Origin of the sequence: Bacillus mobilis (genome assembly GCF_001884045.1) — a bacterium.
Lineage (GTDB): Bacteria > Bacillota > Bacilli > Bacillales > Bacillaceae_G > Bacillus_A > Bacillus_A mobilis.
The window spans coordinates 1-25,686 of the sequence record NZ_MACF01000034.1; the positions used below are offsets into that span (position 1 = coordinate 1).

The following is a 25,686-nucleotide window of genomic DNA, read 5'->3' on the forward strand; positions in this document are numbered from 1 at the left end:
CTTCGGCTCCTTTTTCGAAGGCAGTTTTCATGTCTTCTTCGTTTGAAGCGCTAGCTAGCCAAGAGTCTACACATGGAGCAAGTGCGTCAACAAGTGTTTTATCACCAACTACTGCTCCTCTACCGAATGATCTTTCACCGATAGATTGTATGCCTTGCAGTGCTGCTTGCAACACTTCAGCGAATTCTTTCACTGTTAGCTCACGCTTTTCGCCTGCTGCTTTACTAGCTGCGCGGAATGCTCCGCCCCAAATTGGACCAGATGCGCCGCCGCAATGTTCCATAATAATCATCGAACAACCGTCAAGGAATGATCCGATCGTTACGTTCTCTTGTTCTACGATAGAATGCCACTCACGTTTTAGTTGCTTAAATCCTTTTGCCACACTCATTCCGAAGTCGCCGTCACCAGCATGCGTGTCTAATTCACAGAATGGCACTTCGTTTTTAATAATAACGTCGCTCATTTTATCAACGAGATAAATCATGTTGTTTAATGTAATGACATTATCTTTAATAACAGCGTGCTCTTCTGCCGTTTCTATCTCAAAGGAAACTTCCTTCTCTTCTGTCTCTTCAAGCACATTTACGTACTCAACACTTTCAACTGGTCCATCTACTTTAAACGCTGGTGTATTACATTCTTTTGATAGTAATGTTTTTAACTCGTCATCTAACTTCATTACCGTTAAAGACATACCAGCCATATCGATACTCGTCATATAATTACCGACGAATACTCTATTAATTGTAATGTTTCTTGCAGCTAATTCTCTCGTCACGGCGTTGTTAAATAAGTAAAGTTCTTGCAGTGGTGTTCCACCAAAACCGTTAACTAGAAGCGCAATTTCTTCGCCGTCTTTTACTCCTAAATCTTTCATTAGATCATTTGTCATACGGTTCGCTAGTTCATCTGCTGACAACATTTTTTCACGTTTAATTCCTGGTTCGCCGTGAATACCTACGCCGTATTCCATTTCATCTTCCGCAAGTGTGAAAGTAGGTGATCCGCTCGCTGGAACTGTACAAGACGTTAACGCTAAACCGATTGTGCGCACGTTAGCCGCTGCTTTTTCCGCGACAGCTTTCACCGCTCCTAAATCCATACCTGCTTCCGCTGCTGCGCCGGCAATTTTATGAACTAAAATAACGCCCGCAACGCCGCGGCGTCCTACTGTATACAAACTATCTTCTACCGCAATATCATCGTCCACTTTTACGTAGTCGACTTCAATTCCATCTTCCGTCGCTAAATGCGCTCCGTTTTTGAAATTCATAATATCGCCGCTATAATTTTTAATAATTAATAACGTACCTTTTTTACTCGCTGTTTCTTTAATTGCTTGATATACCTGAATTTGTGAAGGTGAAGCAAACACATCTCCGCACACTGCCGCATCTAACATTCCTTTTCCGACTAGTCCTGCATGTGCTGGCTCATGACCACTACCGCCGCCACTAATTAACGTTACTTTATTTTCGTTCATTTCTTTCTTCTTAATAACTTTATATTTTTTCAAAAGCTCAAGCTCTGGATGCGCCATAACCATTCCGTTACACATTTCCATTACTAATGTTTCTGGTTTGTTTATAATCTTTTTCATTGTAGTTCTCCCTCAATTCCTTTAATATATTGTGATATATTTGAAATCTTCTTCTTACTATCCATGTTAAAATGAAAGCGTTTTATAGTAAACGGACAAAATGGACAATCTGTCTAAAGACACCGCTCTCATTTCTCGGTAGGATTTTCATATTAATAACATTCTAGGGATGATTCACATGACCTCTTCTATAATTTCTAAAAAGATAATCGCGAATTCATTGAAGTATTTAATGGAAACAGAGTCCTTTCATAAAATATCAGTGAGCGATATTATGTTACACTGTCAAATGCGTAGGCAAACTTTTTATTATCACTTTAAAGATAAATTTGAACTATTAAGTTGGATTTATAAAGAAGAAACGAAAGAAAACATTATCGACTTTCTCGACTATGAAACGTGGGAAAACATTTTCGATTTATTATTTGATTACTTTTATGAAAATCAAAAATTTTACCGAAATGCTTTTAAAGTCATTGAGCAAAATTCGTTTAATCACTATTTATTTGAGCATACAAAAAACTTATATATGAAGATTATTGATGAACTATCTGTGAGCTGTGGATTCAGCCTTTCTGATGAGACAAAAAATACGATTGCCTCCTTTTATAGTCACGGCTTCGTTGGAACGATAAAAGATTGGATTGAAAGCAAATACGAAGTAGATCCTTCCATTATGTCTTCTCTCATGAAAAATATGATAAACAATCAATTACTACTATTACTAGAGCAATCAGCAAAGTAATTAAAGGGTGGCAAAAGCAATGAAAAAGATTATGAATGATGTACAACATATCGTTCAAGATATGATGCATGGCTTTTATTTTGAACATAACGACAAAGTAAATTACGACGAAACAAATAACATCATTTATGTAAAAGATATCGAAAAACTGAAGCAAAACGTTGTTATCATAAGCGGTGGTGGTAGCGGACACGAACCTGCTGATATTGGTTATGTAGGAAAAGGTATGCTTACGGCGGCCGTAAACGGAAGCATCTTCACTCCGCCTACAGTGGAACAAATTATCGCGGCAACTCGCCTCATGCCAAAAGATAAAAGTATTTTATTCATCATCAAAAACTTTAAAGATGACGTAGCAAACTTTTTAGCTGCAAAACAAATCGCAAAAGAAGAAGGTAAAAAAATTGACCACATCATCGTAAATGACGACGTTTCAATTGAAGATGATGCTTCTTTTAATAAAAGAAGACGCGGCGTCGCTGGTACTGTTTTTGTTCAAAAAATACTTGGTGCGGCCGCTCTTGCAGGTCATTCTTTAGAAGAACTAACAGCACTCGGCCGTTCTATCACCGAAAACCTACACACATTAGGAGTCGCCCTTTCACCTGCAAACGATCCAGTGAAAGGAAAAGCTTCATTTTCATTAAACGACGATGAAGTCTTTTACGGCGTCGGCATTCACGGAGAAAAAGGATACCGTAAAGAAGCATTATCCTCTTCTGAAATATTAGCAATCGAACTAATGAACAAACTTAAAAGCATTTATCGCTGGAGAAAAGGTGACAACTTCGCCATCCTCATTAACGGACTAGGCGCAACTCCACTAATGGAGCAATACATTTTCGCAAATGACATTCGACGCTTATGTGAGCTGGAAGGCTTACATGTGGAGTTCGTGAAAGTTGGTACCCTTCTAACTTCTTTAGATATGAAAGGTGTATCGCTCAGTTTGCTTAAGGTAGAAGATTTGGATTGGGTGAAGTGGTTGAAAGAAAGTACGGAAACTGCTAGTTGGTAATACAATTAAAGTATAGGTTGTTTCTTGAAATAAATTTTTAAATAACTCAAAATAACAAGCAAAAAGTCCCTTCAAAGTTAAAGGGACTTTTTAGTATGTAGAAATTAGCCTAAACCTACGATTACATCTCTTGAAAGGGGGCATTTTTATGTTATTCAGGTTTATTGAGGAGCTTTTGTTTGAAGCAACTTTAGCCCCATGCCAATAAAAATCAGTCCTGTTATCTTATTTAGAATCATTCCTACTTTTTGGTTTCCTCTTAATTTTTTTGTAACATATGAAGAGAAATAAGCAACAAATAAACACCATAATAGTCCGGTTACTGTAAAAGTAAGTCCTAAAATGATAAAAGGCATAGGACCTGAAGCCTTTGTATCTATAAATTGCGGAAGAAACGCAATAAAGAATAAAGAGACTTTTGGATTCGTCAGACTTGTTAAAAGTCCTTGTACATATATCTTTCTAATGTTCAATTTATTGGATGAGGCCTGGAAAGCTACATTTGTCTTATCAAGTATCATTTTAATCCCTAAATATACAAGATAGATAACACCTATAACCTTAATAGTGTTAAATAGCAAAATAGATTTTGTAAGTATAATAGATAAACCAAAAGCAACCAACAACGTATGAACTAAAGAACCAGTAATAATACCAAAAACAGAATACACACCTGCTTTTCTACCTTGTGAAATACTTCTCCCCACAATATACATGGTGTCTGCACCAGGAATTAAATTCAATAAAATTCCTGTTAGTAAAAACACTTCATAATTAATAATACCGTACATTTTAGCACCTCTATCTATTTTTTTGGTGCCCTTATTGATATTAAATTAAATAGACGCAAAAAGAAAGTATTTTCTATTTATTCAATAAAATTAGCGAATTTTTGAATCTACAAACGAAATCCAGCTATTTAAAAATTCAATTACTGAAGAATTCTGCCCTCAATATTACAGCAAATTCACATCAAAAATGTAAATCCTCATTTCCTTGATATTTTCCTTTATTAAGTCTTTTTCTTATGAATAATTCTGCAACAATTAAATTGGGTACCCACGCTAACCAAGCAATAATAGCGTAACTAAGTTCAAACCGCTCTATTCCAAATAGAACGATAAACAACGGTAGCCAAATTCTTAACGTAACTGCTCCAAAGGTTAAAGAATAATTTCTAATCATCCAATTCCGATGGTCTTTAATTTTTTTATTCTTAATTCTATTTAATGCTTGATATGCTGATGTTAGCCAAAATACGGATAACAAACCGAAACCTAACTTCGCTACCAATCCACCCGTAGCATAAAAGGATAGGTATAATCCAGAAACGCCTCCTAATAATATACCAACCATATAGATTCTCCCAATTATTCGATGACGGTTGATATTCCTTTCTCTAAATTTAGTGGATAATGTAAACGGGCCAATTACTAATGCTACTATACTAGTTGCAATATGTATAAATAGCATCATATACCAGAACGCACTTAATTTAGATCCAAACATAAGCTTTACTTTTACAAGCCCTGTTTGAAATCCATCCATAATAAAATATTGGACAACAATATAACTAGCTACTAAAAGAGCAAAACAAGTAACTACAAACCAAATTTTCCTGTTCAAATTTTACTGCCTCCCCATTACATTAAGGAATTAGATTATTCATTACTGTTCATTCTAGGGAAAAATAGAAAAGCCTTCTTTAATGATCTATTCAGCACATTGTTTTTATAATCGAGATCGTAGCTTACAGATCTCCAGGATAATAAATGAACATCGCACCTACAAATGAACACACTAAACAAAAAACAGCTTCGTATTTTATGACTAAAGAAGAGTTCGTATCAAGCTTTTTACCCTCTCTTTTTAATATCATTTTAAATAATGCTGTATATAATATTTTATATAATACATACCCAACAATCGCCCCGAGGGTATTCGTAAATAAATCATCAACATCTGTAATTCTATTATTTAGTAATTGATTTAACTCAATTGCCAATGAAAAAAAGAATCCCGCACATACGGTGTTTTTCATCTTTCTAAACTGCGGCCAAATAGTCGGTAATAAAAAACCTAATGGCATAAACAGTACAATGTTCAAAAGATACGTCGTACTACCTGCCGTATCAAATAGAGTCAAGTTGATTTGACTGACACGAATCCACGTTTCGTATCTACTTATATCCCATACAGTCGCGATCTGCGTCACTCCATATACTAGTGAAAGGTAGAATATAAAAACATATACCCATAGAAAATGCCGAATAGATATATTGTTTTTCGCTTTAAAATAAAATCCAATTTGAAACACAATACAAAACATAATTGTAAAAAAATAAGTATACAAATAACTCATTAAAACTCCTGTATGCATGTAGAATCCCCTAACTTTACAATTTCATCTATGACTTTGTTGTTTATAGGATAGGAGAAACTTTTAAAATAAAAAGTGGGGTAAATATAAAATTTTTCTTAAAATTTATGTTGGGTTTTATTATTGCTCTTCTTAATAATCCGCTATTCATTGTTAGGCAACAGTATGCTTAAACTTAGTTTTCACTCTATTCCTTCGCATCCCTCATACTGTAATACCCCAAATTAATAATAATCAAGAAATACCCACCCATAATTCCAGCTGCAAATGTCCACATGTACTCACGGTGTTCAATTTCATACATAATAATCGCGCCGAGTATGGCGGCTGCAAACCGATTCATCATGCCAAGCATTGGTGCTTTTTCTTTTTTTATGATGCTATTTCCGAACTTTTCGATACGCCTCCCTAAAATCCAGGCGCAGTACATACTCACTAACAGGCCGATGCTTATCCCTACAAACTGGGCTTGAAAAGGTGTCAGCAACCATCCCAGTAACATCACGCCTAGCAAACAATATATTTGTATGTTAAATGATCTTAATGCCATACGAATCATGTTATGCTGCTACTAAAAATATAGACAAATGTATATTCTTAGAGTATTCCTGCTTCTACGTGCCCTGCCTCGCTAATTACTTGCTACTACAGTTTGCTGTGACACTCCACAGGCGTAAATTCCGATGTAGCCCACCGTACATATATACAATCTATTTACGTTAGTATTGTATATTTTTTTGCTTGTAAAAGGTTGATAGATGCATTTAAATCTCGGTCTATTACATTTCCGCAATCACATGTATATACTCGGTCAGACAGCTTTAAATCCGACTTTTTTTGACCGCAACATGAACATGTTTTAGAAGATGGATAGAATCTGTCCACTTGCCGTAGTTCAATTCCATATTCCCTACATTTCGTTGATAACAATGTTTTAAAAGCATAAAAAAATTGTTGTGCTACAGCTTTAGATAGATGTTTGTTCTTCATCATACCTTTCACATTCAAATCTTCTACTGTAATAAACGTTGGCTTGGTTTTCACCACATCATTTACAATAGACTTTACATACGCTAATCGAATATTTGCTAGCCTAGCATGTAGTTTTTGCACCCTAAGAATATTTTTGCTTATATTCGCTCTTTTATTAGTAACAGGTTGTTCACCTCTCTTTCTTATATTTTCAAATTTGCGTGATAAAGAGCGTTGTTCACGTTTTAACCGTTTTTCTATCTTTTTTACTTGTACTGTTTTATTTATATTTTTATGAGTTTTTCCATCGCTACGTACAGCGAAGTCTTTAATTCCCAAATCAATTCCTAGACCTACTGCATCAAGGGTTGGATTTGGTTTTACCTCTTTCACTTCACAGAGTATAGACACGTAGTATCTTCCTGCTCTTTGATATACTGTGCCACTTTTTACATTTGCATTTTTAGGGATATACCCATATTCTTTTAACCTTGTCCAACCAATTGTGGGGATTTTTACTCTATGTCTTTCTACTGTCCAATCTGTTTTATTGTTTTTAGGGAAATAACACTTCACATCTTGCTTCTTCTTTTTTTTATATCGTGGAAACTTAGATAAACCTTTAAAAAATCGCTTAAAAGCTTTATCTCCATTCATAATCGCTTGTTTTACCGCTTTGCTCGACACTTCTTTAATCCACTGGTCACACTCTTTTGTATGAATATTGTTCAGCCATTTGGAAAAGTCATAGCCACTAAGAAATTTCCCCTCCGACTCATATGCCTCTTTATTTTTAGAGATATACAGGTTATATACATATCGACAAACCCCAATAGTTTGACGGATTTTACTAATTTGTTCAGTTGTCGGTTTGATTTCTATTAAATATGCTCTTTTCATAAGTCTTCATCCTCCGACATTTTCTTTTTGTATGTTCTCAACCCATATATTCTACAGCTAAATACATGAATGATAGATATTAAATCCTGAACAAGTTCTTCTGTATAGTATCTTCTTCCTTTTGGGTTTCGGTACGCAGTTAAAGCACCTTGATTATCCCACCTTTGTAATGTCTTAACAGCAACATTAAGTATTTCTGAAAATTCTTTTGGTTTATATTGTTTCATAAGTACTTTTTATTATATATGCCTACTTTTGTCTATGTTTTTGTTTACTATTTCTTTCTCCTTATCTTTCCTATTAATCCCATCTTTCGGAATTCAAGCTTTCCGATATATCTTTTTTAAAATGGGGGAATTTGATTTTGCTCACCATTAAATAAGCGAGTACGCATGTGCCAAATGCCACGGAAACTGGGTTATTTAGGAGGCATAACATGAGGAGACACATTGCCGCAAATGGAATGGGCATTCCGATAAATGTTGGGAGTTTACTTTGTTGTGTATTAAATCTCGCAAGCCGGAGCATTCCGCAAATACTATACGCAAGCGCACATATCATCCCGATAAACTGCAAATCTTTTAAAGCAACACTATATGCAAGAATAGATGGCGCCACACCGAAAGTCACTAAATCCGCAAATGAGTCTAGCTCTCCGCCTATTTCCGAAACAGCATCTAGTTTCCGAGCGACCATACCATCAAACAGATCAAATACCATACCTGTAATAATGAACATAACTGCACCATGCATATCGTGAACGAAAACAGCGTGAATAGCCAACAGCCCACACACAAAATTTGCTATCGTAATCATATTTGGTATGTAACTCATCACACGCTTCTCCTCCTTTCTACTAATTGCTTCATCTTGCTTCTTACTCATTAGACTCAAGATCCTTCTGCTTTTCTTCCAATATCACTTTATTTATTTTCGTTAACGTATCAGTCATTTGCTGCAAAGCTTCGATATCAATTTTCGAGAAATATTTCTCAATCAATACATCATCTAGCTCAGACAATCGTTCGATATATTTACTACCGTTTGGACCGATCGTAAGGAAATACTCCCGTTTGTTGTTAGGATTCACTTGTTTCGAAATCATCTGTTGCTTTTCCAATTTCGATAAAACTTGGCTCACCGCACTTTTCGTTACATTAAAAGTACTCGCAATGTTATTTGCTGTCGTGTTTTCATTTAAATTAATATGAAATAACATGCTCTCTTGCTGCCCAGTAAGACCGAACTCATCTTTTAAATCTTGAAATAGTAAAATGTAGAGTTCCGTGTATGCTCGATTCATTTCATTAATTACTTCTTTATATGATTTAGTCATAGCGTTCTTCCTCCATGCTGTTATTTCGTTTTAATAGTTTAGTTCACTTAACTAAACTATATTATACCTTTATGTTCGTGTAAAGGGAAATATCGCTCCGTACTTTATTCACAATGAAAAAAAGAAGACATCAATTAAGATGTCTCCCTTTCATACTCAAGACTCCAAACTCTTACCATTCGTCTTAATTACTTCCTTATACCAATCGAAGCTTTTCTTCTTCGATCTTTTTAATGAACCTTTTCCTTCATTATCTTTATCAACGTATATATATCCGTAACGTTTTTTCATTTCTCCAGTCGAAGCACTTACAAGGTCAATTGGGCCCCAGCTCGTATATCCGATAATATCTACTCCATCTTGGATGGCTTCGGACATTTCAATCATATGTTTTTGTAAGTAATCAATACGGTATTCATCATTCACTTCTTCTTCACCATTTAATTGATCGATTGCACCGAGACCATTTTCAACAACAAATAACGGTTTTTGGTAACGATCGTACAGTTGGTTTGCTGTAATACGGAAGCCTTTCGGGTCAATCGTCCATCCCCACTCTGATTTTTCAAGGTATGGATTTTCAACAGAACCGAATACATTTCCGCTCGTTATGCTTTTTAACACTTCTGGATCTGTACTTGTTGCTCGGCTTGAATAGTAGCTAAAGCCAATATAATCAACTGTATGCTCTTTTAAAATTTCCTCGTCTTCTTTTTCCATTTCAATTGTTAAATTGTTATCCTTAAAGAAGCGTTTTGCGTATCCAGGATATGCTCCTCTTGCTTGTACATCAATGAAGAAGAATGATTCACGGTCTTGTTCCATTGCACGAAGTACGTCATCTGGATTACATGTGTACGGATACGTCGCACCAGCAGCAAGCATACAACCAATTTTTGCATCTGGAATAATTTCATGACACGCTTTTACAGCTAACGCACTTGCAACAAGTTGGTGATGCGCTGCTTGATACTGAATTTGTTTTTTATTATCCCCTTCTTTAAACGCTAAACCTGCTCCCATGAAAGGTAAATGTAAAAGCATATTAATTTCATTAAACGTCATCCAATATTTCACTGTATCTTTATATCTATTAAAGATCGTTTTTGCGTACGTCTCGAAGAAGTTTACAAGCTTTCTACTTCTCCAGCTTCCATACTTTTCTACTAAATGAACAGGTACATCGAAGTGAGCCATCGTAACAACTGGTTCAATACCGTGCTTTAACAGTTCATCAAACAAATTATCATAAAACTGTAATCCTGCTTCATTTGGCTTTTCATCTTCACCACTTGGGAAAATACGCGTCCACGCAATCGATACACGTAACGCTTTAAATCCCATTTCTGCAAAGAGTGCAATATCTTCTTTATAACGATGATAAAAATCAATCGCTTCGTGTGACGGGTAAAACTCTCCTTCTACAGGTGTAAAGGAATGAATATTTCCTTTCATGATATCCCAACGGTTCTCACCAGTTGGTAATAGATCAACCGTCGTTAATCCTTTTCCGTCTTCTACATATGCACCTTCAACTTGATTGGCTGCAGTTGCTCCACCCCATAAAAATCCTTTTGGAAAATTAACTTTAGACATATAGAAAAACTCCTTTATATAAGAATGAACGAGGAAAGCTATTGTAAATTTTAAAGAATACCTTTCTTCGTTTGAACCTGTATGAAATGTGACTACTATTTAACTCCTAACGTTAGTAAGGAATCTCCTGCTTGAATCTTTTCTATTTCCGTTTTTTTGATGCTATATTTATCATAATTTGTAACAACAACTGGTGTTGTCACAATGTAACCCGCCTTTTGAATTTCAGCTATATTAAACTCAATAAGTAATTGCCCTTTTTCTACTCTCGCTCCTTGTTCAATACGAGAAGAGAAAAATTCGCCATTTAATTTCACAGTATCCATTCCAATATGGATTAAAATTTCAGCACCTGAATCCGCCGTAATTCCTACCGCATGGTTCGTCGGGAACAGCGCAGAAATCGTACCTGAAACCGGTGAAAACAACTTTCCTTCTGAAGGCTCAATCGCAACTCCTTCACCTAGCGCACCTGATGCGAATGCAGCATCGTCAATATTTTGAAGCGGCATAACGGCGCCATAGAAAGGACTAAAGATTACTTCATCATCGTTTGATGCAGCGATTTTATTAATTGTTTCAGCTGTTTCTGTAGATGTTTGCTTTTTCGTAAAACCAAATAAGTAAGTTAGAACAAAACCTACTATTAAAGAAACAACCATCGAAATAATTGCTCCCCAAAATCCAGCTGTTATCCCATCTTTCGGACTAATAAATGTCGGAAGCGTAAATATACCAAGTCCCCCTGTCATATAAGCTTGTGTACCAAATACGCCAAGTATTGCGCCGCCAATTCCTCCAGCAATACAGCTCATGATAAACGGCTTTTTAAGAGGAAGTGTAATACCATAAATCGCAGGCTCTGTAACACCGAAAATACCTGAAATAAAAGCTGGAATGCTAAGTGTTTTTAATTTCTTGTCTTTCGTTTTCATCCAAACGCCAAGCACAGCACCAATTTGAGCAAATGAAGCGGCAAATATAAGCGCTAGTATCGGATCCACACCGTTTACTGCTAAATTGTTATAGCCAATCGGAACAACGCCCCAATGAAGGCCAAATATGACAAGTACTTGCCAGAAAGCACCGAGTAAAGCACCTGCTACTAATGGACTTGCATGATACACCCAAAGCGTCGCCTGTCCTAAAAACTGACCTGCCCACGTCGCAATCGGGCCAATAACGAGAAATGTAACTGGTACAACAATTAATAATGTGAAGAATGGTAATAAAAATGTTTTCACAACATCCGGAATCACTTTCTTTAACGACTGTTCTACTTTTGCTCCAAAATAAGCAGCGAGAATAATTGGAATAACAGATGATGCATAGTTCATTAAAATAACTGGTATTCCTAAAAACGTAATATGAATTGGTGATTCAAACATCGTTCCTGCAAATAACGTATATAATGGCTCGCTTGCTTTTAAACCTGATAAAGCCGGATAGACTAACGCTCCTCCAATCGCCATACCGATGAATGGTGATCCCCCGAATTTCTTACTTGCTGTATATCCAAGGAAGATCGGGAAGAAATAAAATAACGAATCGCCGACTGCATTTAATATTTGATACGTTCCTGACTGTGTACTTAACCAGCCTAACGCTACAAATAGAGCATTAAATCCTTTAATCATCCCTGTTGCAGCTAACACTCCCAAAATAGGAGTGAAAATGCTAGAAAGAATATCTATAAGACTACTCTTTTTCTTCTCACTCGTATTTTCTTCCTCAGCTTCCTGAAACCCTCCAGCAGCAATAACCGCTTTATATACGTCGGATACATGGTTACCAATTACAACTTGATATTGTCCGCCGCTTTTCATAACAGTCACGATATCTTCCATACTTTTCAGTACTTCTGTATTTGCTTTCCCCTCATCTTTTAACTGAAATCGTAAACGAGTTATACAATGTACAACGCTATGTATATTTTCTCTCCCACCAACATTCTTCAGTATGTCTTTTGCTAATTTTTCATACTTCATAGTAACTTTCCCTCCCTACAATCATCCCATTTATTATTTTTATAAAAGAAAAAACCTAAACTAACCATAACGGCGTGATACATACGAATCACTCCATTACAAGTCAATTTAGGTTTTGCCTGCCAAACAGTAACAATCCCGTTTATTCAATTACATAATTCATTGCGTTTCGTTACACGATGAATGTGCAACGTCAAGTACACCTTTTCATCTTTTGAAAGATGACTATTATGTGCTTTTCGTAAGTATGCTTCAATTTTTTCTGTACAACAATATGCCTCTTCATACTTACTTTTCACTTGCTCGTATAAAAAATCATCATCGGCCGAGTTCAATTCCTTCTGCATTAAACGCTGCGCAAAATATCGTAAATGCGTTACAAACCGACTATAATTAAATGAATTTTCATCTAAGTTCATCTTATAGTGGTACTTTACAACATTTAAAATATCTTGGACGATTTTCGTCATCGCTACCGTTTGTTGCATCGCCGGCTCTCCTTGCTGCGCATTAACGAAATGTAGTGCAATTGACCCTGCTTCATCTTCAGAAAGTCTAAGCCCAGTCTCTTCTTCAATTATGTTCAAAGCTTGTAGACCAATTTCAAACTCTTTCTGATAGAACCTCTTAATCTCCCAAAGCAAAGTATTTTTAAGATCCATTCCTTCTTTATGCCGAGTTAAGGCAAAACTTAAGTGATCCGTTAATGTAAGATATATATAATCACTTAAAGTCCCCGGCAAAGCTGTCTTAGCAAACTGAATAATTCTCTCTGTAATCTCTAAATTTTCTACAGGAATTTCAGTTAGCAACCTAGCAAGTTTCTCTGATAATTCTTTTGTTTCTAGCACAAAGGTCTTTTCTACCTTAGATTCATCAATCGTATCGCCTACTTTTTTCTGAAATCCCAAACCTCTGCCCATCAGTACAACTTCTGTCTCAGTATCCTTCATCGTACAAACAACATTGTTATTTAAGATTTTATGGATTCTCATATTGTTCCGCCTTCTTCTTCTTCTTAAAGTCACAAAAGGTAATAAAAAAACCTAAACTGATTCCAAAAGCCACACTACACCCGTAGCCTCTAGATCAATTTAGGTTTTGCCTGCCGAACAGTAACAATCCTTTTACTTATTAACTTACCTTTATTATACACAAAGAGTAAGCGGTTGCAATGATAAATTATTGAATATTTTTTTACAAAGAACAATACTATCTATTTATCAACTGTTGCTTAAATTCATCTAAAACTTTCTTTCTCTCTTCATAATCTTCCACATCTGCTTCTTCCCAAAGCTCAAGGTCAGCCCCTCGCTCAATTAATGCAATCGCATTACTGCGAACTTCCTCTTGAAGACAACCCTTCTCCAATTGTATTGCCGCAAGACCAATGTATACTAAAGACATTACCTCTAACTCTTCCTCCATATCAAACTCATCTACATACTCTTCTAAAATGAGCTTAGTTGCTTCTTCCGCACTATTATCTTCTTCTATATATTCAATAAACTGCTCTTTCACATCACAAGTCGTGTCATCATCAAATAATCCAGTTCCCCAAGCGCCCATATGCTACAGCTCCTTCTTTGTACCTTTTTTCATTTCTATTTCAATCTTAAATATAGTAGAAGTTCATTACAAGACTAGTTATATACAGCATTATATTTTACAATTACTATAGGTAATATATATTTTTCACTACATGTATCATTCTGAATAATTAAACATAATTATCGATAAAATCCCATATAGACCCAGTAATGGTTAAAATGTTATAATGAAATCACCCTACATAGTTACTCATATTCATACAGAGGAACTAGCGTCTTATTAAGCAATGCGCATAAATTAGATAAAAAAGACACTTTTTACAGTGTCTTTTTTATTTATATTCTCATAGGAAGTATCTCTTTTATAAACAAAATTTATTAACTAAAGAAGGAGACTATCATATGGAGCATCCTCTAGCAAGAGAACTACGTAACATACGTATATGCCTGATCATCTTGATCATTGTCATTGCATTTTGGGATCGTGAGAAAACTGTGGAAATCACTGACCATGGTAGTGATCCTAGCTTAAATATTAGCAATATGACCCAAGTTGGCGATAATACATTTGCTTATAAAGACGAATCTAATCAAATTAAAATATTCAAATTCAACCCAGATACAAATGAAATAAAGCTAATAAAAGAGTTTTACGCTAGCGAATATTAATTATATAAAGGCACCTTAAGGTGTCTTTTTTTATTTTCAAAAGGACCTGCTCACGTTTATACGTCAAAACATAAAGTAAATGGAATCCGTTAAAAAAACACGAGTGACCCTTTGTTTTTCCCCTCTTATTAAAGGAGGAACTATTATGGGATTTGGTGGTAGTTGCGGCGGAGGCTGCGGTTTTGCTGGAGGATTTGCATTATTAGTTGTGTTATTCATTTTATTAATCATCGTTGGAGCTTCTTGCTTCTGCTAAGACTAAACAAACTATCGGAAAAGACACTCTTATATGGGTGTCTTTTCTTTGTAAACTAAAAAGTATGAGAATCCGATCCTTTAGACATAATTACGACTAAAGGCTTTTTTGTATGTAAATAAATGAAAAAGGAGCTAATTATATGGAACATAATAAAAATGGAATGCTTGCTTTAATCGTTTTGTTTGTAGGACTAGCTTTTTTTGTTTTCGGTATGGTTTATCATTTATGGGGAACGGTTTAAAAATAAATAGTACTTCATTTAGAAGAAATTCAGAAGCAACATCCTGGACTCCATCTCATTAAACACTAATAACAATTTCCCTAGCTATGTAACCCCTCTCTTATGCTTGAGGGATTTCTACTTTGACACAATTATAAAAAAAGGCCCCATCACTGGGGCACTCAAAAAATAATATAAGTAAATGAATTAAAACAAATAACAGACAACTAAAATATATACAATAAACATCATATAATCTATATATATGCAACATTACATAAAAATATTTACTATTACATGCTATACTAAAAAAGGAGTCGACAATCGTTATTTTCTTCTTATTATTAAAGCAATATGGATATATCTTCTTAACTTCATTTGGATTGTACAAGCAAAAGAAGACATCGTAATCGATGTCTTCTTTTCTTATACTTTTATGAATTTTTTTGCGAAGATGCTCTCCAAGCACGAAAAGATGTTGGGCGTCCAGAATGAGCTCTTTGCTTTGCAGCAGCTGATTTTTCTTCAATATTCATTGGTTTTTCTTCAATAGTCGCTGGTTTTTCTTCCACAATCACTGATTTTTCTTCAAGAATAGTCACAGCTGTTTGCATTTTTTCCAACTGCTCTTTTAAAGCTTGCTGTTCAATCTTTAAATCCGTAAGTAATCGTAAAATCATTTCAGAATTGGCCATAAAGATCCTCCTTCCCCCAATACACAGAATAAAATACAATATGTCATCAGCATAATACCCGTGACAAAAATAAGGTCGTCAATTCTCATTAAATCTAAGCACTTTTTATTTTTCAAAAGGACCTGCTCAAGTTTATCCGTAAAAACATAAAGTACATTAAATCCATTAATTAATGGTCTTTATGGAAGGAGGAGTTAATATGGGCTATGGCGGTACTTGTGGCGGTGGCTGCGGTTTCGGCGGCGGATTCGCTTTACTTGTTGTACTATTTATTTTATTAATCATCGTAGGAGCTAGTTGTTGGGGCGGCGGATTCGGCTGCTAATAAGAGGCACTCTTGAGAGTGTCTTTTTTTATGTTTTTAGATGTACAACCCTTCGAAATTGGCACATTTTAAAATTGACATAGCACTTCATGCACCATATACTGTTAACAACAGTATACTGTCATTAACAGTATAAACCTTAATTCATTCAAGGAGGTATATCCATGAAACATACAGGAAGACATACAGGTGCATTTCTTTTGTTATTTTTAGCTGAAGGAGATAACTATGGCGGGCAATTATTGCAAAAGTGCGAAGAAGAACTTCCAGTTAATCCAATCGATAGCGCCATTTTATATCGTACGCTAAAGAAATTAGAAAACGAAGGTGCAATTGAATCTTATGTAAGTACAGATCATCAAGACAAACCGAGAAAGATGTACAAAATTACGCCTGCTGGAAAGGAACAATTGGCAGATTTCCAAATGGATATTGAAGAAAAAATGAAGAACTTATCCTTTTTCATAGACAAATATAAGAACTTAAAGGATTCCGACCATGATTAACGGTGTGATTCTTTATACTTTAGCCATTATTCTTACGGGGATTTCTTTTATGAAGGACCGCAATAAAACGAAAAGAGCTCTAATGAAATCGTGGAAAATGTTTCGCAATCTTCTACCTGCGATGCTTTCCATCATGCTCTTCGTTGGCTTATCGCTTTCTATATTAACGCCATCTTTCATCTCTTCTATTATTGGGGAGCAATCTGGATTTCTCGGCATTGTTTATTCAGCGATACTCGGATCCGTTGCACTTATTCCAAGCTTCGTCGTATTCCCACTCGGCAATACATTAGTCCAACACGGCGCAGGCCTTCCTCAAGTTGCGGCACTTATGTCTACACTCATGTCAGTAGGAATTACAACCTTACCGATGGAACAAAAGATATTCGGGCGAAGCTTTGCTTACGCACGTAATGCGTCTGCATTGCTCATGTCTCTCCTATTCTCCTATATCATTTGGGTGGTGATGGTATGAAAGAACTAAAAAGATACCGTTTCTTTTTCATCTTACTACTGGGGCTCATTGTATTAACTTTTATAAATCAATCTTTAGGATGGAGCGCATTACAATTAACAGGAAATAGCATTTTAGATATGTTGTTTCTCCTTCCCCCTGTCCTACTATTTGTAGGATTACTCGATCAATGGGTGAAAAAAGAAACGCTCATGAAATATATGGGGAAAAATTCCGGCGTATACGGAATTTTATTCTCTCTATTATTAGGTGGCATTGCAGCTGGTCCTCTCTACGTTGCCTTCCCAATTGCAGCACTACTCTTACAAAAAGGCGCAAGCATTCGATATATCGTATTTTTCTTAGGCGTTTGGACAACTGCGAAATTGCCAATTCTCGTGTATGAATTTTCTTCATTTGGCACTACCTTTACACTTATTCATGTTAGTTTTGGTTTAGTGTTCTTTTATGTAATGGGGCTTATTTTTGAAAGGTTTTATGATCAGGGGCAGTTGCTACGGTATGATGTTACAAAAGACATGTAAAAAGACACCTTTTCTAGTAAAGATGTCTTTTTTATATAAACCTTAATTCTCGTTCTGTAAAACCCTCGCTGCTTTTACTCCCTTTTTCTCTTCTTTTAAAAACAGCGATACGATAAATGCAACAATGATAAAGACTAACCCTAATGTAAATGCACCTTGGAATCCTGAAGTTAAACCGTTTAACTTCTCTACTGGATCCATTGGATTTGCGGAGCTTTCCATATAGCTAGTTGTTCCTGAAGACATTTTCGAAATAAAGATAGCTGTACCAATTGCGCCAGCTACTTGTTGTAACGTACTAAACAGTGCTGTTCCGTGCGGATATAAATCTGGTGTTAATTGATTTAAACCGTATGTTTGTGCTGTCATGACAAACATGAGTCCAACCATTAATACGCTATGCATAACGATAATTTGTACCATCGATGTGTCAGGAGTAATGCCTTTAAATAAGAACATTGCAATCCCTACTAACACAATGCCGGGAACGATAATAACTTTCGGACTAAATTTATCAAATAGTTTACCTGCAATTGGTCCCATGATGGCGCTAATAACACTTCCCGGAAGCATGATAATTCCTGATTTAAAAGCTGTAACGAGTAACACTGTTTGCAGGAACATCGGTAATAAAGTCATCGTTGAAAATAACGACATCATCACAATCACGATTAATCCTACTGATAATGTAAACATCGGAACTTTAAATGCGCGTAATTCTAAAATTGGATTCTCAATTTTCAATTGTCGAACGACAAACATACATAATGAGATAATCCCAACAAGTAAAGTGCCATACACTTTCGCATCCGACCATCCTAAGTCACCTGATGCACTAAAGCTATACACAAGCCCGCCAAATCCTAATGTCGATAAAAGGATAGATGGATAATCTACCTTTGGCCTTGTTAACTCGGAAACATTTTGAATGTACTTCATTCCAATCATAATTGAAATGATCACGATCGGAATAACAATGTAGAATAACCAGCGCCAATTTAATGAATCCACAATTACTCCAGATAATGTAGGACCAATTGCCGGAGCTGCCATCATCACAAGTGCGATTAATCCCATTGTGGCACCACGTTTTTCAGGCGGACAAATGATTAAAATCGTATTCATCAATAACGGTGTAATTAATCCCGTCGCTACAGCTTGGACGATACGACCGACTAATAAAATGGAAAATGTCGGTGCGAATCCCGCAATTAATGTACCAGCTAAAAACGTTACCATAGCGATCAAAAACATTTGTCTCGTTGTGAGCCATTGCTGAAGTAACGCTGTAATTGGGACTAAAACCCCAACCACTAACATGTAAGCTGTAGAAAGCCATTGAATTGTTGAGGCTGTTACGCCAAATTCTTTCATTAATACAGTTAACGCATTACCAAGTAACGTTTCGTTTAATAACGCAACCATTGCCCCTAAAAGTAATGCAATTAAAATGGGGGTATGTTTCATATTAGAAGTATCAACTTTGCCACTTGCAGGGCTCTTAGTTGTCATATTCATTTACAGATTCTCCTCCTGTTTCTTACTTAAAAAACTTTAAATACACCGGAACACATGTAATATAATATACATATGTAGATTAAAAAGGGAGAATCAATTTTCAGCCACTGTATATTTAATCTACAAAAAAGGAGAATTGTAGATGAATGATAATGAAAAACAAATTGATTTACGTATTAGACGTACACATAAATTATTGTGGGATTCCTTATTTGAATTAATGACGCAATCAAAACAGAAATATAGTACGATCACGATTAACCAAATATGTGACCGCGCAATGGTACACCGAACGACCTTCTATAAACACTTTGAAGATAAAGATGCTTTATTAGCATTTGGATTTAAACGATACAGCAAGATGATTGGTGAAATACCGGTTTCAGATCGATTAAGTAAACCATTTCAAGTAATGGAACAATTTCTACATCATGAAGAAATCGGTAAAATATTAGAAACGCAAATGTCTGATGAACAATTTATTAACCGGACACAGTATTTAAGTCACGAAACGAGAAAACAAGAAATAGAAGCGTTAAATCAACTTTGCAAAAACCATACGATGCCAAATGATTTAATCATTGAATTTTATTCAGGGGCAATCACCTCATTAAGCGCATGGTGGTTTAAAAATGAAAGAAGCGTTTCTGCGGCTGAAATGGATAGGTATCTCCACCAACTTATTAATCGGGATATTTTTCAGTTTGGAGAGGAATAACTTTCCCATCAAAAAAGGCTGTTTTATAAACAGCCTTTTTTTTGATGGAATAAAACGTCGATAAATTTAAGTTACAAATATTCAGAATTAATATTAAAATAAAAAATGGGGATAGGGGTATGGGATTGTAAATTTTATACATAACGAGGGAATAAAGATGAAACTACAATTAAAAGCGGATTTAGGACTACTACTAGTTACATTCTTTTGGGGTGCATCCATCTTACTTACGAAGGTTGGACTTGAAGGCATAGAAGAATACAACTTAATCGCATTACGATTTATTATCGCCTTTCTTTTATCAGGTTTAATATTTTACAAACATTTATTCAAAATCGATTTTAAAACTGTAAAATATGCATTTATACTCGCTTCTGTCTTATTTATCGTTTACATTTTCGCGACTTTCGGCACAAAGTATACAAGTGTTTCTAATGCTGGATTCTTACTATGTCTCACAGTCATTTTCATTCCGATATTATCAGCTATATTTTTAAAACACATTCCGGAAAAGAAAGTTATAGTAGGCATCTTTTTAACGATAATAGGAATCGGCTTATTAACATTAACGAGCGAATTCAAGATCGGTAATGGCGATATATTTTGCATACTGTCTGCCTTATTTTATGCAATCCACGTCATCATCACTGGCAGCGTAACGAAACATGTAAACTCCATTGCACTTGGAGTCATACAACTCGGCTTCGTCGGCCTATTTAGTCTTATTTTTTCATTCATTATCGAAACGCCAAAACTGCCTAGCACAACCAACTCATGGCTCATCATCTTAGCCTTAAGCATATTCTGCACCGCAGTCGCTTTCATCGTGCAAGTTATCGCCCAGCAATACACGACGCCTACACATACAGGACTTATCTTCTCATTAGAACCTGTCTTTTCCGCGGGCTTCGCTTTCGTTTTCACAGGTGAAACGCTTACTGGAAAAGGATACTTAGGGGCGACACTTATATTAGTGAGTGTGTTAATTGCTGAGGTGGATTTTAAGGGATTGTTGCGGGTTGGAGTTAGGAGGAATGTGGAATAAGAATCTCTTATTCCACATCCGCATCATCTAAATGAATTAATAATATCCTGTTTCGTACTACCACAAGTCCTATCCCCTATTCATACTCTCCACAAACCGCCCATACTCCTTCAAGAATCTCAATTTAAAACTCCCCACAGGCCCATTCCGATGCTTCGCCACATGAATCTCCGTCATCTCTTTCTGCACCGTTTCCTTATCATAATAATCTTCGCGATACATAAGCATAATGACATCTGCATCTTGCTCAATTTGTCCCGTCTCTCTTAAATCAGATAAAAGAGGACGCTTATCTTGCCGTGCTTCTACGGAACGAGATAATTGCGACAACGCTACTACACAAACATTTAGTTCACGTGCTAATACCTTAAGCTTACGAGAAATTTCACTAATCTCTTGAAATCGATTGCCCTTATGCTTCGGATCACCCGTAATAAGCTGCAAGTAATCTACAATAACTAAAACCTTTTTATCACCGTGCTTTCTCTTCAACTTACGCGTTTGCATCCAAATATCTTGCACCGAAATGCCTGCGTTATCGTAAATTTCAAATGGTAATTCCCCAATCTCCGCAAACGCCTTACTCACCTTTTCCCAGTCCTCTATCGCAAAACGATGCTTCGGATTTTTCAGCCTACCTCCTGACACTTCACCTACGCAAGACGCCATCCTTTTTAACAATTGCTTACTACTCATCTCTAATGAAAACAATCCAACCGCCGCTCCAGACTTCGCCGCATGCAGTCCAACATTTAGCGCAAACGCAGTCTTCCCCATAGAAGGACGCGCACCAAGGACGACAAAATCACCTTCCTGCAACCCACACGTCATTTTATTGAGCGATGTATAACCAGTCTCAATACCAGTAATCTCTTTCACATCTTGATGAAGCTCTTCATATAAATCAACTAGCGCATCCTTCAAATCAAACTCACATACACAGTCCTTTTCCTCTAACTCACAAAGTGCCGTAATCGTCTCACCAATAATTTTCTCACTCTTCTCCGCAATAAGACGCTCTCCCATCTTGTGGCCGAGAACACCCGCCTGATACATTTTCCAGGCACCTCGAACAAGCCCCTCATAATAAGAGAAATTGGCAGTTGTAGGCACACCATCCATTAACCCTATAAAATACTCCATTCCCCCGATCCCCTCTAAAAACTTCGGATCTACCCTAGAAATGAACGTCACAAGATCAATCGGTTGCCCCTCTTCTTCCATTTTTCGCATTAACTGAAATATAGACTTATGCACCGACAGAGAAAAATACTGCTCCGTCAAACGGCACTCCTTAATAAGCTCTCCATCAAGTAACAGAGAACCTAATACCGTCTTTTCCGCCTCCACATTTTGAATACTCATGGACGCCACCCGCGCTCCGCTAAAAAGCGCTGCAACTCTTCCTCAGACGGCGCATTCCTCTCCCACTCCTCACACCTCGCCAAAAACTCCTCCGTCTCCCCCGTACTAACAGACGAATCCTTCTTCCGAAAGCTCGCCGTATCCGCCTCAACCTCAGAAACTTTCGTAAAACCTTTCCCGTGCCATCCTCTCAAAATCCCCTTCACATAAGCAACCGTCCGCTTATTATTCTCAAACGCAATTTGAAGAGCCTTCAGCACAAGCTCCTCTGACAAATCTTCCATCCACGCACTCAGTTCCTCCACAGTATGCGGAGACAAACTACCGAAATGTTGCTCATAAAAAGAAAACACGTGACTCCCCGTCTCTTCCTCTATAACCTCTTCTTCCGCCTCTATCTCCTCACAAACTGGCTCAACATCATCCACAGCCAAATCACTCGGCATACCGAAATGCGCTAAAAGCATCGGAACATTCAGCTCCTCCTCTACGCACTTCTGAAGAAACATATGTACAAACTCCTTATTCTTCACACCCTTCAGCTCACGAAGCACACACTTCTCCACATTCGTATTCGTCACCGGATTATAACGAAGCCAATTCAAAACGAATAACTCCCGCGTCTCCGCATCATAAAGAATCTTCCCGTAATCAATGAAACGCTGCACAAGCTTATCAACAGTCTCCCGATTATAACCCGTCTCCATCTCAGCTAACCGCTTCGGAAAAGGAAAAATCCCACACTGCGTCGTCTTCGAACAAGTTAATAAGTAAACATAAAAATACCGCTCCTCCGGCGTCAAATCCAAAACAAAATCATCCTGCCAAAAATTCACCTGCACAGTACGATACACCGCCATCCCAATTCCTCCCGTCCTAATTCAAAAATGAAAATTTCCTCTTTGTACTATATATAGGAAGGAGGGCCGGGTTTTTGGCGTGTTATTTCAAAATTTTTTTCGACTCCTACTACGGTGTTTGTTGGTGTTTTTGTTTTGTTGTGTTTTTTCTTAGTGATTTATTTACTTGGTAGGGGCTTGTAAGGGGCTTAGGAGGGGCTAGTTATCAGTTACTTCGATTAGAAACACTCGATCTGAGAAGCCGCCTCGTTCTTCTGCTTTCTTTTTGCGGATGTTGTTGATTTCTTCTAGTGTTGTACCTTCGTGTTCGGCTAGGGCGTTGATTAGTTCTAGGAGATCGGATAGTTCTTCGAGTTTATGTTCTTTTGTGTCTGCTTCTAGATATTCAGTTAGTTCTTCTTGTGTTTTCTTGCAGATTTCTTTTATGTATTCTTCTTCAGGTAGGATTCTTGTTGTGGGTGTTTTTCCGTTGGATTTTATTATTTGTGGAATTTTGTTTCGAATTAGTTTGTTGTAGGTTGGCACGGGAATTCCCTCCGTTTGGTTTTTCTTCTATTATAATGGAAAAGCAGTTTAACTAGGTGTTAAACTGCTGCATTGCTTCTTTTATATAGTTTTCTTCTTCGATTGTGAAGAGGGCTGGGAATTCGGACAGTGGAAGATTTATTTTTTGGATTATATCCTCTATATCACTTTGAGGTATATCAAGATAGTTCGTTACTTCTTCTATTACATTGAAAAATTCATTCAAGGTAACTTGAACATCTTGATGACTCGGATCCTTCTCTTCTTCCTTATATTTTTTCAACTTCCCTATCACATCCATAAATCGCCGATCAAACTCTTCTTTTAATTCCTTATTATTATAAAAATCTTGAACACTCTCTTTTGAAAAATGTTCCTCTAACCATTCCTTATTTTCTTTCTCCCATATGAAAGTTTGCAAAAAAGAAGAAAACAAAGCAACATCCACTCGTTCTTCCTTTTGAAACTTCTTCGTCATCTCATCCATATGCGAAAGCACCTTCGCAATTCTTTCTTGCTCCGCCAAAAGCATCTCTCTTTGAAAATCTATGTGTCTTAAGAAGGCTTCTGTCTCTATATCACGCTGCAATATAATATTTTGAATCTCCCCAAGCGAAAAACCGAGATGCTTAAACGATTGAATTTGCTGCAGCACATACAAATCATCTTTCGTATATAACCGATGTCCGCCCTCCGTATAATCGCTCGGCTTTAATAAATTAATCTTGTCATAATAACGAAGCGTCCGCACCGTAACATCCCCAACACTTGCAAACTCACTAATCATCCACGCCATATCATCACCTACTCCGCTAACTTCTCTTTCACATACTGAAACATATGAGAAAAACTCATCTCATTCTGCCTACAATATTGAAATAAACCTACAACAAGTAATACAAAAGGAACATTACCTCTATAACGATGTTCATACTCACTAATACCATCATAAAAGTACTCATACTTTCTTTTTCGTAAAATAATATAAATCGCAATAAACAACACTGCGACCATAATAAAAATTCGCTTTCCCCTTATCTCCACTTCTTGTTTCATCACCTATTCTCCTTCCATCGCATATTTATCTTCTTTAAACAATGGAATTCGAATGAAATAACGATATGGCTCATCTCGTATTACTTTCCACGCAACAATGATCACTTGAACTACCTCAAAAACAAATACGATCCAAAACAAAACATCACTAATACGCGAACTAATATTAAATAGAAGAAATATTAACAAATGAAAATTGAAGGCCTTTCGGCAATGGTATTTGTACACCTCATTTTTACGTGCCAGTGTGATGTACATGAGTAGTGGCGAAAAAATTCCTATTGCGGTTGAGAGTAGTAGCATGATGATGGTGTTTCTCTTTTCTTTTGTGGTGGTTTTCATGAGTGGTTTTGTCCCCCTTTTTTGATTTGTCTTCTTTAGGTTAGGGGGTGACGTTGGGGGAGGTGCAAGGGGATTGTAGAGAAAAGATATTTACCTTGATAGGGTGGCGGTCGTGAATTTGAGCCTCCCCGGGATCATACTGATAAAAACCGTGTCAATTTAACTTTTGATGCGATTTTTATTTGTTTGCTTTTATACTCTATAAAGCTATTGGTCACATTACCTACAAAATCTCTTCTATTTTGTTAACTGCATCTTCTTGCATCGTTGGTAATACATGCGAATAGGTGCCTAGTGTAATTTTGATGTTACTGTGTGTTAAGCGTCCAGAAATCAACTTCACGTTCACACCTTTACCTAATAGTAATGTTGCATGCGTATGACGTAAATCACGGACGCGAATCTTCGGAACAACCACTTTCTGAATCAAAGCGTTTAAACTTCTTATTTATTTTCCTTCTAACACTCTTTTCAACTAAACAAATGTAACTTGAAC

Annotated in this window: 31 protein-coding genes and 1 pseudogene; 10 read left to right on the top strand and 22 right to left on the bottom strand. The window is 36.5% G+C overall.

What is annotated here, in order from left to right; genetic code table 11:
• On the bottom strand, positions 1 to 1,603 hold a 1,603-nt coding region (dhaK, locus tag BAQ44_RS03590; protein ID WP_071720774.1), incomplete at its 3' end, for a dihydroxyacetone kinase subunit DhaK.
• Positions 1,604 to 1,781: 178 nt separating this feature from the next.
• Here dhaK and dhaS point away from each other — a divergent pair.
• On the top strand, positions 1,782 to 2,348 hold the full coding sequence (gene dhaS / locus BAQ44_RS03595; RefSeq protein WP_071720776.1) for a dihydroxyacetone kinase transcriptional activator DhaS: 567 nt from the start codon (positions 1,782 to 1,784) through the stop codon (positions 2,346 to 2,348).
• A 19-nt stretch (positions 2,349 to 2,367) separates the two neighbouring features.
• A complete protein-coding gene (gene dhaQ / locus BAQ44_RS03600) occupies positions 2,368 to 3,366 on the top strand; it encodes a DhaKLM operon coactivator DhaQ (RefSeq protein ID WP_071720778.1) in 999 nt (332 codons plus the stop codon).
• Between the two features lie 161 nt (positions 3,367 to 3,527).
• Here dhaQ and BAQ44_RS03605 read toward each other — a convergent pair whose 3' ends face one another.
• The 12 genes from BAQ44_RS03605 to BAQ44_RS03660 form a co-directional block, all read right to left on the bottom strand.
• Positions 3,528 to 4,157 (bottom strand): LysE family translocator, encoded by a 630-nt coding sequence (locus BAQ44_RS03605; protein ID WP_063263584.1) that lies wholly within the window; start codon positions 4,155 to 4,157, stop codon positions 3,528 to 3,530.
• A 181-nt stretch (positions 4,158 to 4,338) separates the two neighbouring features.
• On the bottom strand, positions 4,339 to 4,992 hold the full coding sequence (locus BAQ44_RS03610) for a DUF2306 domain-containing protein (RefSeq protein WP_071720780.1): 654 nt from the start codon (positions 4,990 to 4,992) through the stop codon (positions 4,339 to 4,341).
• A gap of 124 nt (positions 4,993 to 5,116) precedes the next feature.
• Positions 5,117 to 5,746, bottom strand: coding sequence for a VanZ family protein (locus BAQ44_RS03615; RefSeq protein WP_071720783.1), 630 nt, complete (start codon positions 5,744 to 5,746; stop codon positions 5,117 to 5,119).
• A gap of 187 nt (positions 5,747 to 5,933) precedes the next feature.
• Entirely contained in the window at positions 5,934 to 6,305 is a 372-nt protein-coding gene (locus BAQ44_RS03620; protein WP_071720785.1) for an ATP synthase subunit I, read from the bottom strand.
• Between the two features lie 155 nt (positions 6,306 to 6,460).
• Positions 6,461 to 7,618 carry an RNA-guided endonuclease InsQ/TnpB family protein gene (locus BAQ44_RS03625; RefSeq protein ID WP_071720787.1) on the bottom strand — a complete coding sequence of 386 codons (1,158 nt, stop codon included), beginning with the start codon at positions 7,616 to 7,618 and terminating at the stop codon, positions 6,461 to 6,463.
• Positions 7,615 to 7,845 carry a MerR family transcriptional regulator gene (locus BAQ44_RS03630; RefSeq protein WP_071720790.1) on the bottom strand — a complete coding sequence of 77 codons (231 nt, stop codon included), beginning with the start codon at positions 7,843 to 7,845 and terminating at the stop codon, positions 7,615 to 7,617. The genes BAQ44_RS03625 and BAQ44_RS03630 overlap by 4 nt, the downstream gene beginning before the upstream one ends.
• Positions 7,846 to 7,918: 73 nt before the next feature.
• Positions 7,919 to 8,503, bottom strand: coding sequence for a CDP-diacylglycerol--serine O-phosphatidyltransferase (pssA, locus tag BAQ44_RS03635; protein ID WP_116758349.1), 585 nt, complete (start codon positions 8,501 to 8,503; stop codon positions 7,919 to 7,921).
• Positions 8,496 to 8,954, bottom strand: coding sequence for a MarR family winged helix-turn-helix transcriptional regulator (locus tag BAQ44_RS03640; protein ID WP_063263237.1), 459 nt, complete (start codon positions 8,952 to 8,954; stop codon positions 8,496 to 8,498). Before BAQ44_RS03640 ends, pssA begins: the two co-directional genes overlap by 8 nt.
• A 156-nt stretch (positions 8,955 to 9,110) precedes the next feature.
• On the bottom strand, positions 9,111 to 10,550 hold the full coding sequence (locus BAQ44_RS03645; RefSeq protein ID WP_071720793.1) for a 6-phospho-beta-glucosidase: 1,440 nt from the start codon (positions 10,548 to 10,550) through the stop codon (positions 9,111 to 9,113).
• 95 nt (positions 10,551 to 10,645) lie between these two features.
• Positions 10,646 to 12,538, bottom strand: coding sequence for a beta-glucoside-specific PTS transporter subunit IIABC (locus BAQ44_RS03650; protein WP_071720795.1), 1,893 nt, complete (start codon positions 12,536 to 12,538; stop codon positions 10,646 to 10,648).
• 146 nt (positions 12,539 to 12,684) lie between these two features.
• Positions 12,685 to 13,533, bottom strand: coding sequence for a BglG family transcription antiterminator LicT (gene licT / locus BAQ44_RS03655; RefSeq protein ID WP_071720798.1), 849 nt, complete (start codon positions 13,531 to 13,533; stop codon positions 12,685 to 12,687).
• A 217-nt stretch (positions 13,534 to 13,750) separates the two neighbouring features.
• Positions 13,751 to 14,107: a MarR family transcriptional regulator gene (locus BAQ44_RS03660; RefSeq protein WP_071720800.1), complete on the bottom strand. Its 357-nt coding sequence runs from the start codon at positions 14,105 to 14,107 to the stop codon at positions 13,751 to 13,753.
• 383 nt (positions 14,108 to 14,490) lie between these two features.
• Between BAQ44_RS03660 and BAQ44_RS03665 the strand changes: the two genes are divergently transcribed.
• A complete protein-coding gene (locus tag BAQ44_RS03665; RefSeq protein ID WP_071720802.1) occupies positions 14,491 to 14,757 on the top strand; it encodes a YmzC family protein in 267 nt (88 codons plus the stop codon).
• Between the two features lie 145 nt (positions 14,758 to 14,902).
• Positions 14,903 to 15,013, top strand: a complete 111-nt coding sequence (locus tag BAQ44_RS29365; RefSeq protein WP_000505681.1) for a YjcZ family sporulation protein — start codon at positions 14,903 to 14,905, stop codon at positions 15,011 to 15,013.
• A gap of 657 nt (positions 15,014 to 15,670) precedes the next feature.
• Here the strand turns inward: BAQ44_RS29365 and BAQ44_RS03680 are convergent.
• Positions 15,671 to 15,931, bottom strand: a complete 261-nt coding sequence (locus BAQ44_RS03680; protein ID WP_061679467.1) for a hypothetical protein — start codon at positions 15,929 to 15,931, stop codon at positions 15,671 to 15,673.
• Positions 15,932 to 16,130: 199 nt separating this feature from the next.
• Here BAQ44_RS03680 and BAQ44_RS03685 point away from each other — a divergent pair, with 199 nt between their 5' ends.
• The 4 genes from BAQ44_RS03685 to BAQ44_RS03700 all read left to right on the top strand — a co-directional run bounded on the left by BAQ44_RS03685 (position 16,131) and on the right by BAQ44_RS03700 (position 17,761).
• A complete protein-coding gene (locus BAQ44_RS03685; protein ID WP_000540385.1) occupies positions 16,131 to 16,256 on the top strand; it encodes a YjcZ family sporulation protein in 126 nt (41 codons plus the stop codon).
• Between the two features lie 164 nt (positions 16,257 to 16,420).
• Positions 16,421 to 16,762, top strand: a complete 342-nt coding sequence (locus BAQ44_RS03690; RefSeq protein ID WP_071720808.1) for a PadR family transcriptional regulator — start codon at positions 16,421 to 16,423, stop codon at positions 16,760 to 16,762.
• Complete coding sequence (locus BAQ44_RS03695; RefSeq protein WP_063263247.1) at positions 16,755 to 17,237, top strand: hypothetical protein; 483 nt, start codon at positions 16,755 to 16,757, stop codon at positions 17,235 to 17,237. The genes BAQ44_RS03690 and BAQ44_RS03695 overlap by 8 nt, the downstream gene beginning before the upstream one ends.
• On the top strand, positions 17,234 to 17,761 hold the full coding sequence (locus BAQ44_RS03700; protein WP_071720811.1) for a permease: 528 nt from the start codon (positions 17,234 to 17,236) through the stop codon (positions 17,759 to 17,761). The genes BAQ44_RS03695 and BAQ44_RS03700 overlap by 4 nt, the downstream gene beginning before the upstream one ends.
• 42 nt (positions 17,762 to 17,803) lie before the next feature.
• On the opposite strand, the gene BAQ44_RS03705 is transcribed toward BAQ44_RS03700, so the two are convergent.
• Positions 17,804 to 19,279 (bottom strand): MDR family MFS transporter, encoded by a 1,476-nt coding sequence (locus tag BAQ44_RS03705; protein WP_071720814.1) that lies wholly within the window; start codon positions 19,277 to 19,279, stop codon positions 17,804 to 17,806.
• Positions 19,280 to 19,421: 142 nt separating this feature from the next.
• Here BAQ44_RS03705 and BAQ44_RS03710 point away from each other — a divergent pair, with 142 nt between their 5' ends.
• Both BAQ44_RS03710 and BAQ44_RS03715 read left to right on the top strand, forming a co-directional pair.
• On the top strand, positions 19,422 to 19,997 hold the full coding sequence (locus BAQ44_RS03710; protein ID WP_071720815.1) for a TetR/AcrR family transcriptional regulator: 576 nt from the start codon (positions 19,422 to 19,424) through the stop codon (positions 19,995 to 19,997).
• Positions 19,998 to 20,154: 157 nt separating this feature from the next.
• A complete protein-coding gene (locus BAQ44_RS03715) occupies positions 20,155 to 21,042 on the top strand; it encodes a DMT family transporter (protein ID WP_063263256.1) in 888 nt (295 codons plus the stop codon).
• A gap of 69 nt (positions 21,043 to 21,111) precedes the next feature.
• Here the strand turns inward: BAQ44_RS03715 and dnaB are convergent, their stop codons facing one another.
• The 7 genes and pseudogenes from dnaB to BAQ44_RS03750 all read right to left on the bottom strand — a co-directional run.
• Positions 21,112 to 22,407, bottom strand: a complete 1,296-nt coding sequence (dnaB, locus tag BAQ44_RS03720; protein ID WP_071720817.1) for a replicative DNA helicase — start codon at positions 22,405 to 22,407, stop codon at positions 21,112 to 21,114.
• Positions 22,404 to 23,267, bottom strand: a complete 864-nt coding sequence (locus tag BAQ44_RS03725) for a DnaD domain-containing protein (RefSeq protein ID WP_071720820.1) — start codon at positions 23,265 to 23,267, stop codon at positions 22,404 to 22,406. The genes dnaB and BAQ44_RS03725 overlap by 4 nt, the downstream gene beginning before the upstream one ends.
• Before the next feature lie 198 nt (positions 23,268 to 23,465).
• A complete protein-coding gene (locus BAQ44_RS03730) occupies positions 23,466 to 23,792 on the bottom strand; it encodes a nucleoside triphosphate pyrophosphohydrolase (RefSeq protein WP_071720822.1) in 327 nt (108 codons plus the stop codon).
• Between the two features lie 52 nt (positions 23,793 to 23,844).
• Positions 23,845 to 24,588, bottom strand: coding sequence for a MerR family transcriptional regulator (locus BAQ44_RS03735; RefSeq protein WP_071720824.1), 744 nt, complete (start codon positions 24,586 to 24,588; stop codon positions 23,845 to 23,847).
• 8 nt (positions 24,589 to 24,596) lie between these two features.
• A complete protein-coding gene (locus tag BAQ44_RS03740; protein WP_071720826.1) occupies positions 24,597 to 24,848 on the bottom strand; it encodes a hypothetical protein in 252 nt (83 codons plus the stop codon).
• 3 nt (positions 24,849 to 24,851) lie between these two features.
• A complete protein-coding gene (locus BAQ44_RS03745; protein ID WP_071720828.1) occupies positions 24,852 to 25,190 on the bottom strand; it encodes a DUF4870 domain-containing protein in 339 nt (112 codons plus the stop codon).
• 223 nt (positions 25,191 to 25,413) lie between these two features.
• Positions 25,414 to 25,635 (bottom strand): annotated as a pseudogene (locus BAQ44_RS03750) (tyrosine-type recombinase/integrase); the annotation flags it as partial.
• Positions 25,636 to 25,686: the final 51 nt, after the last annotated feature.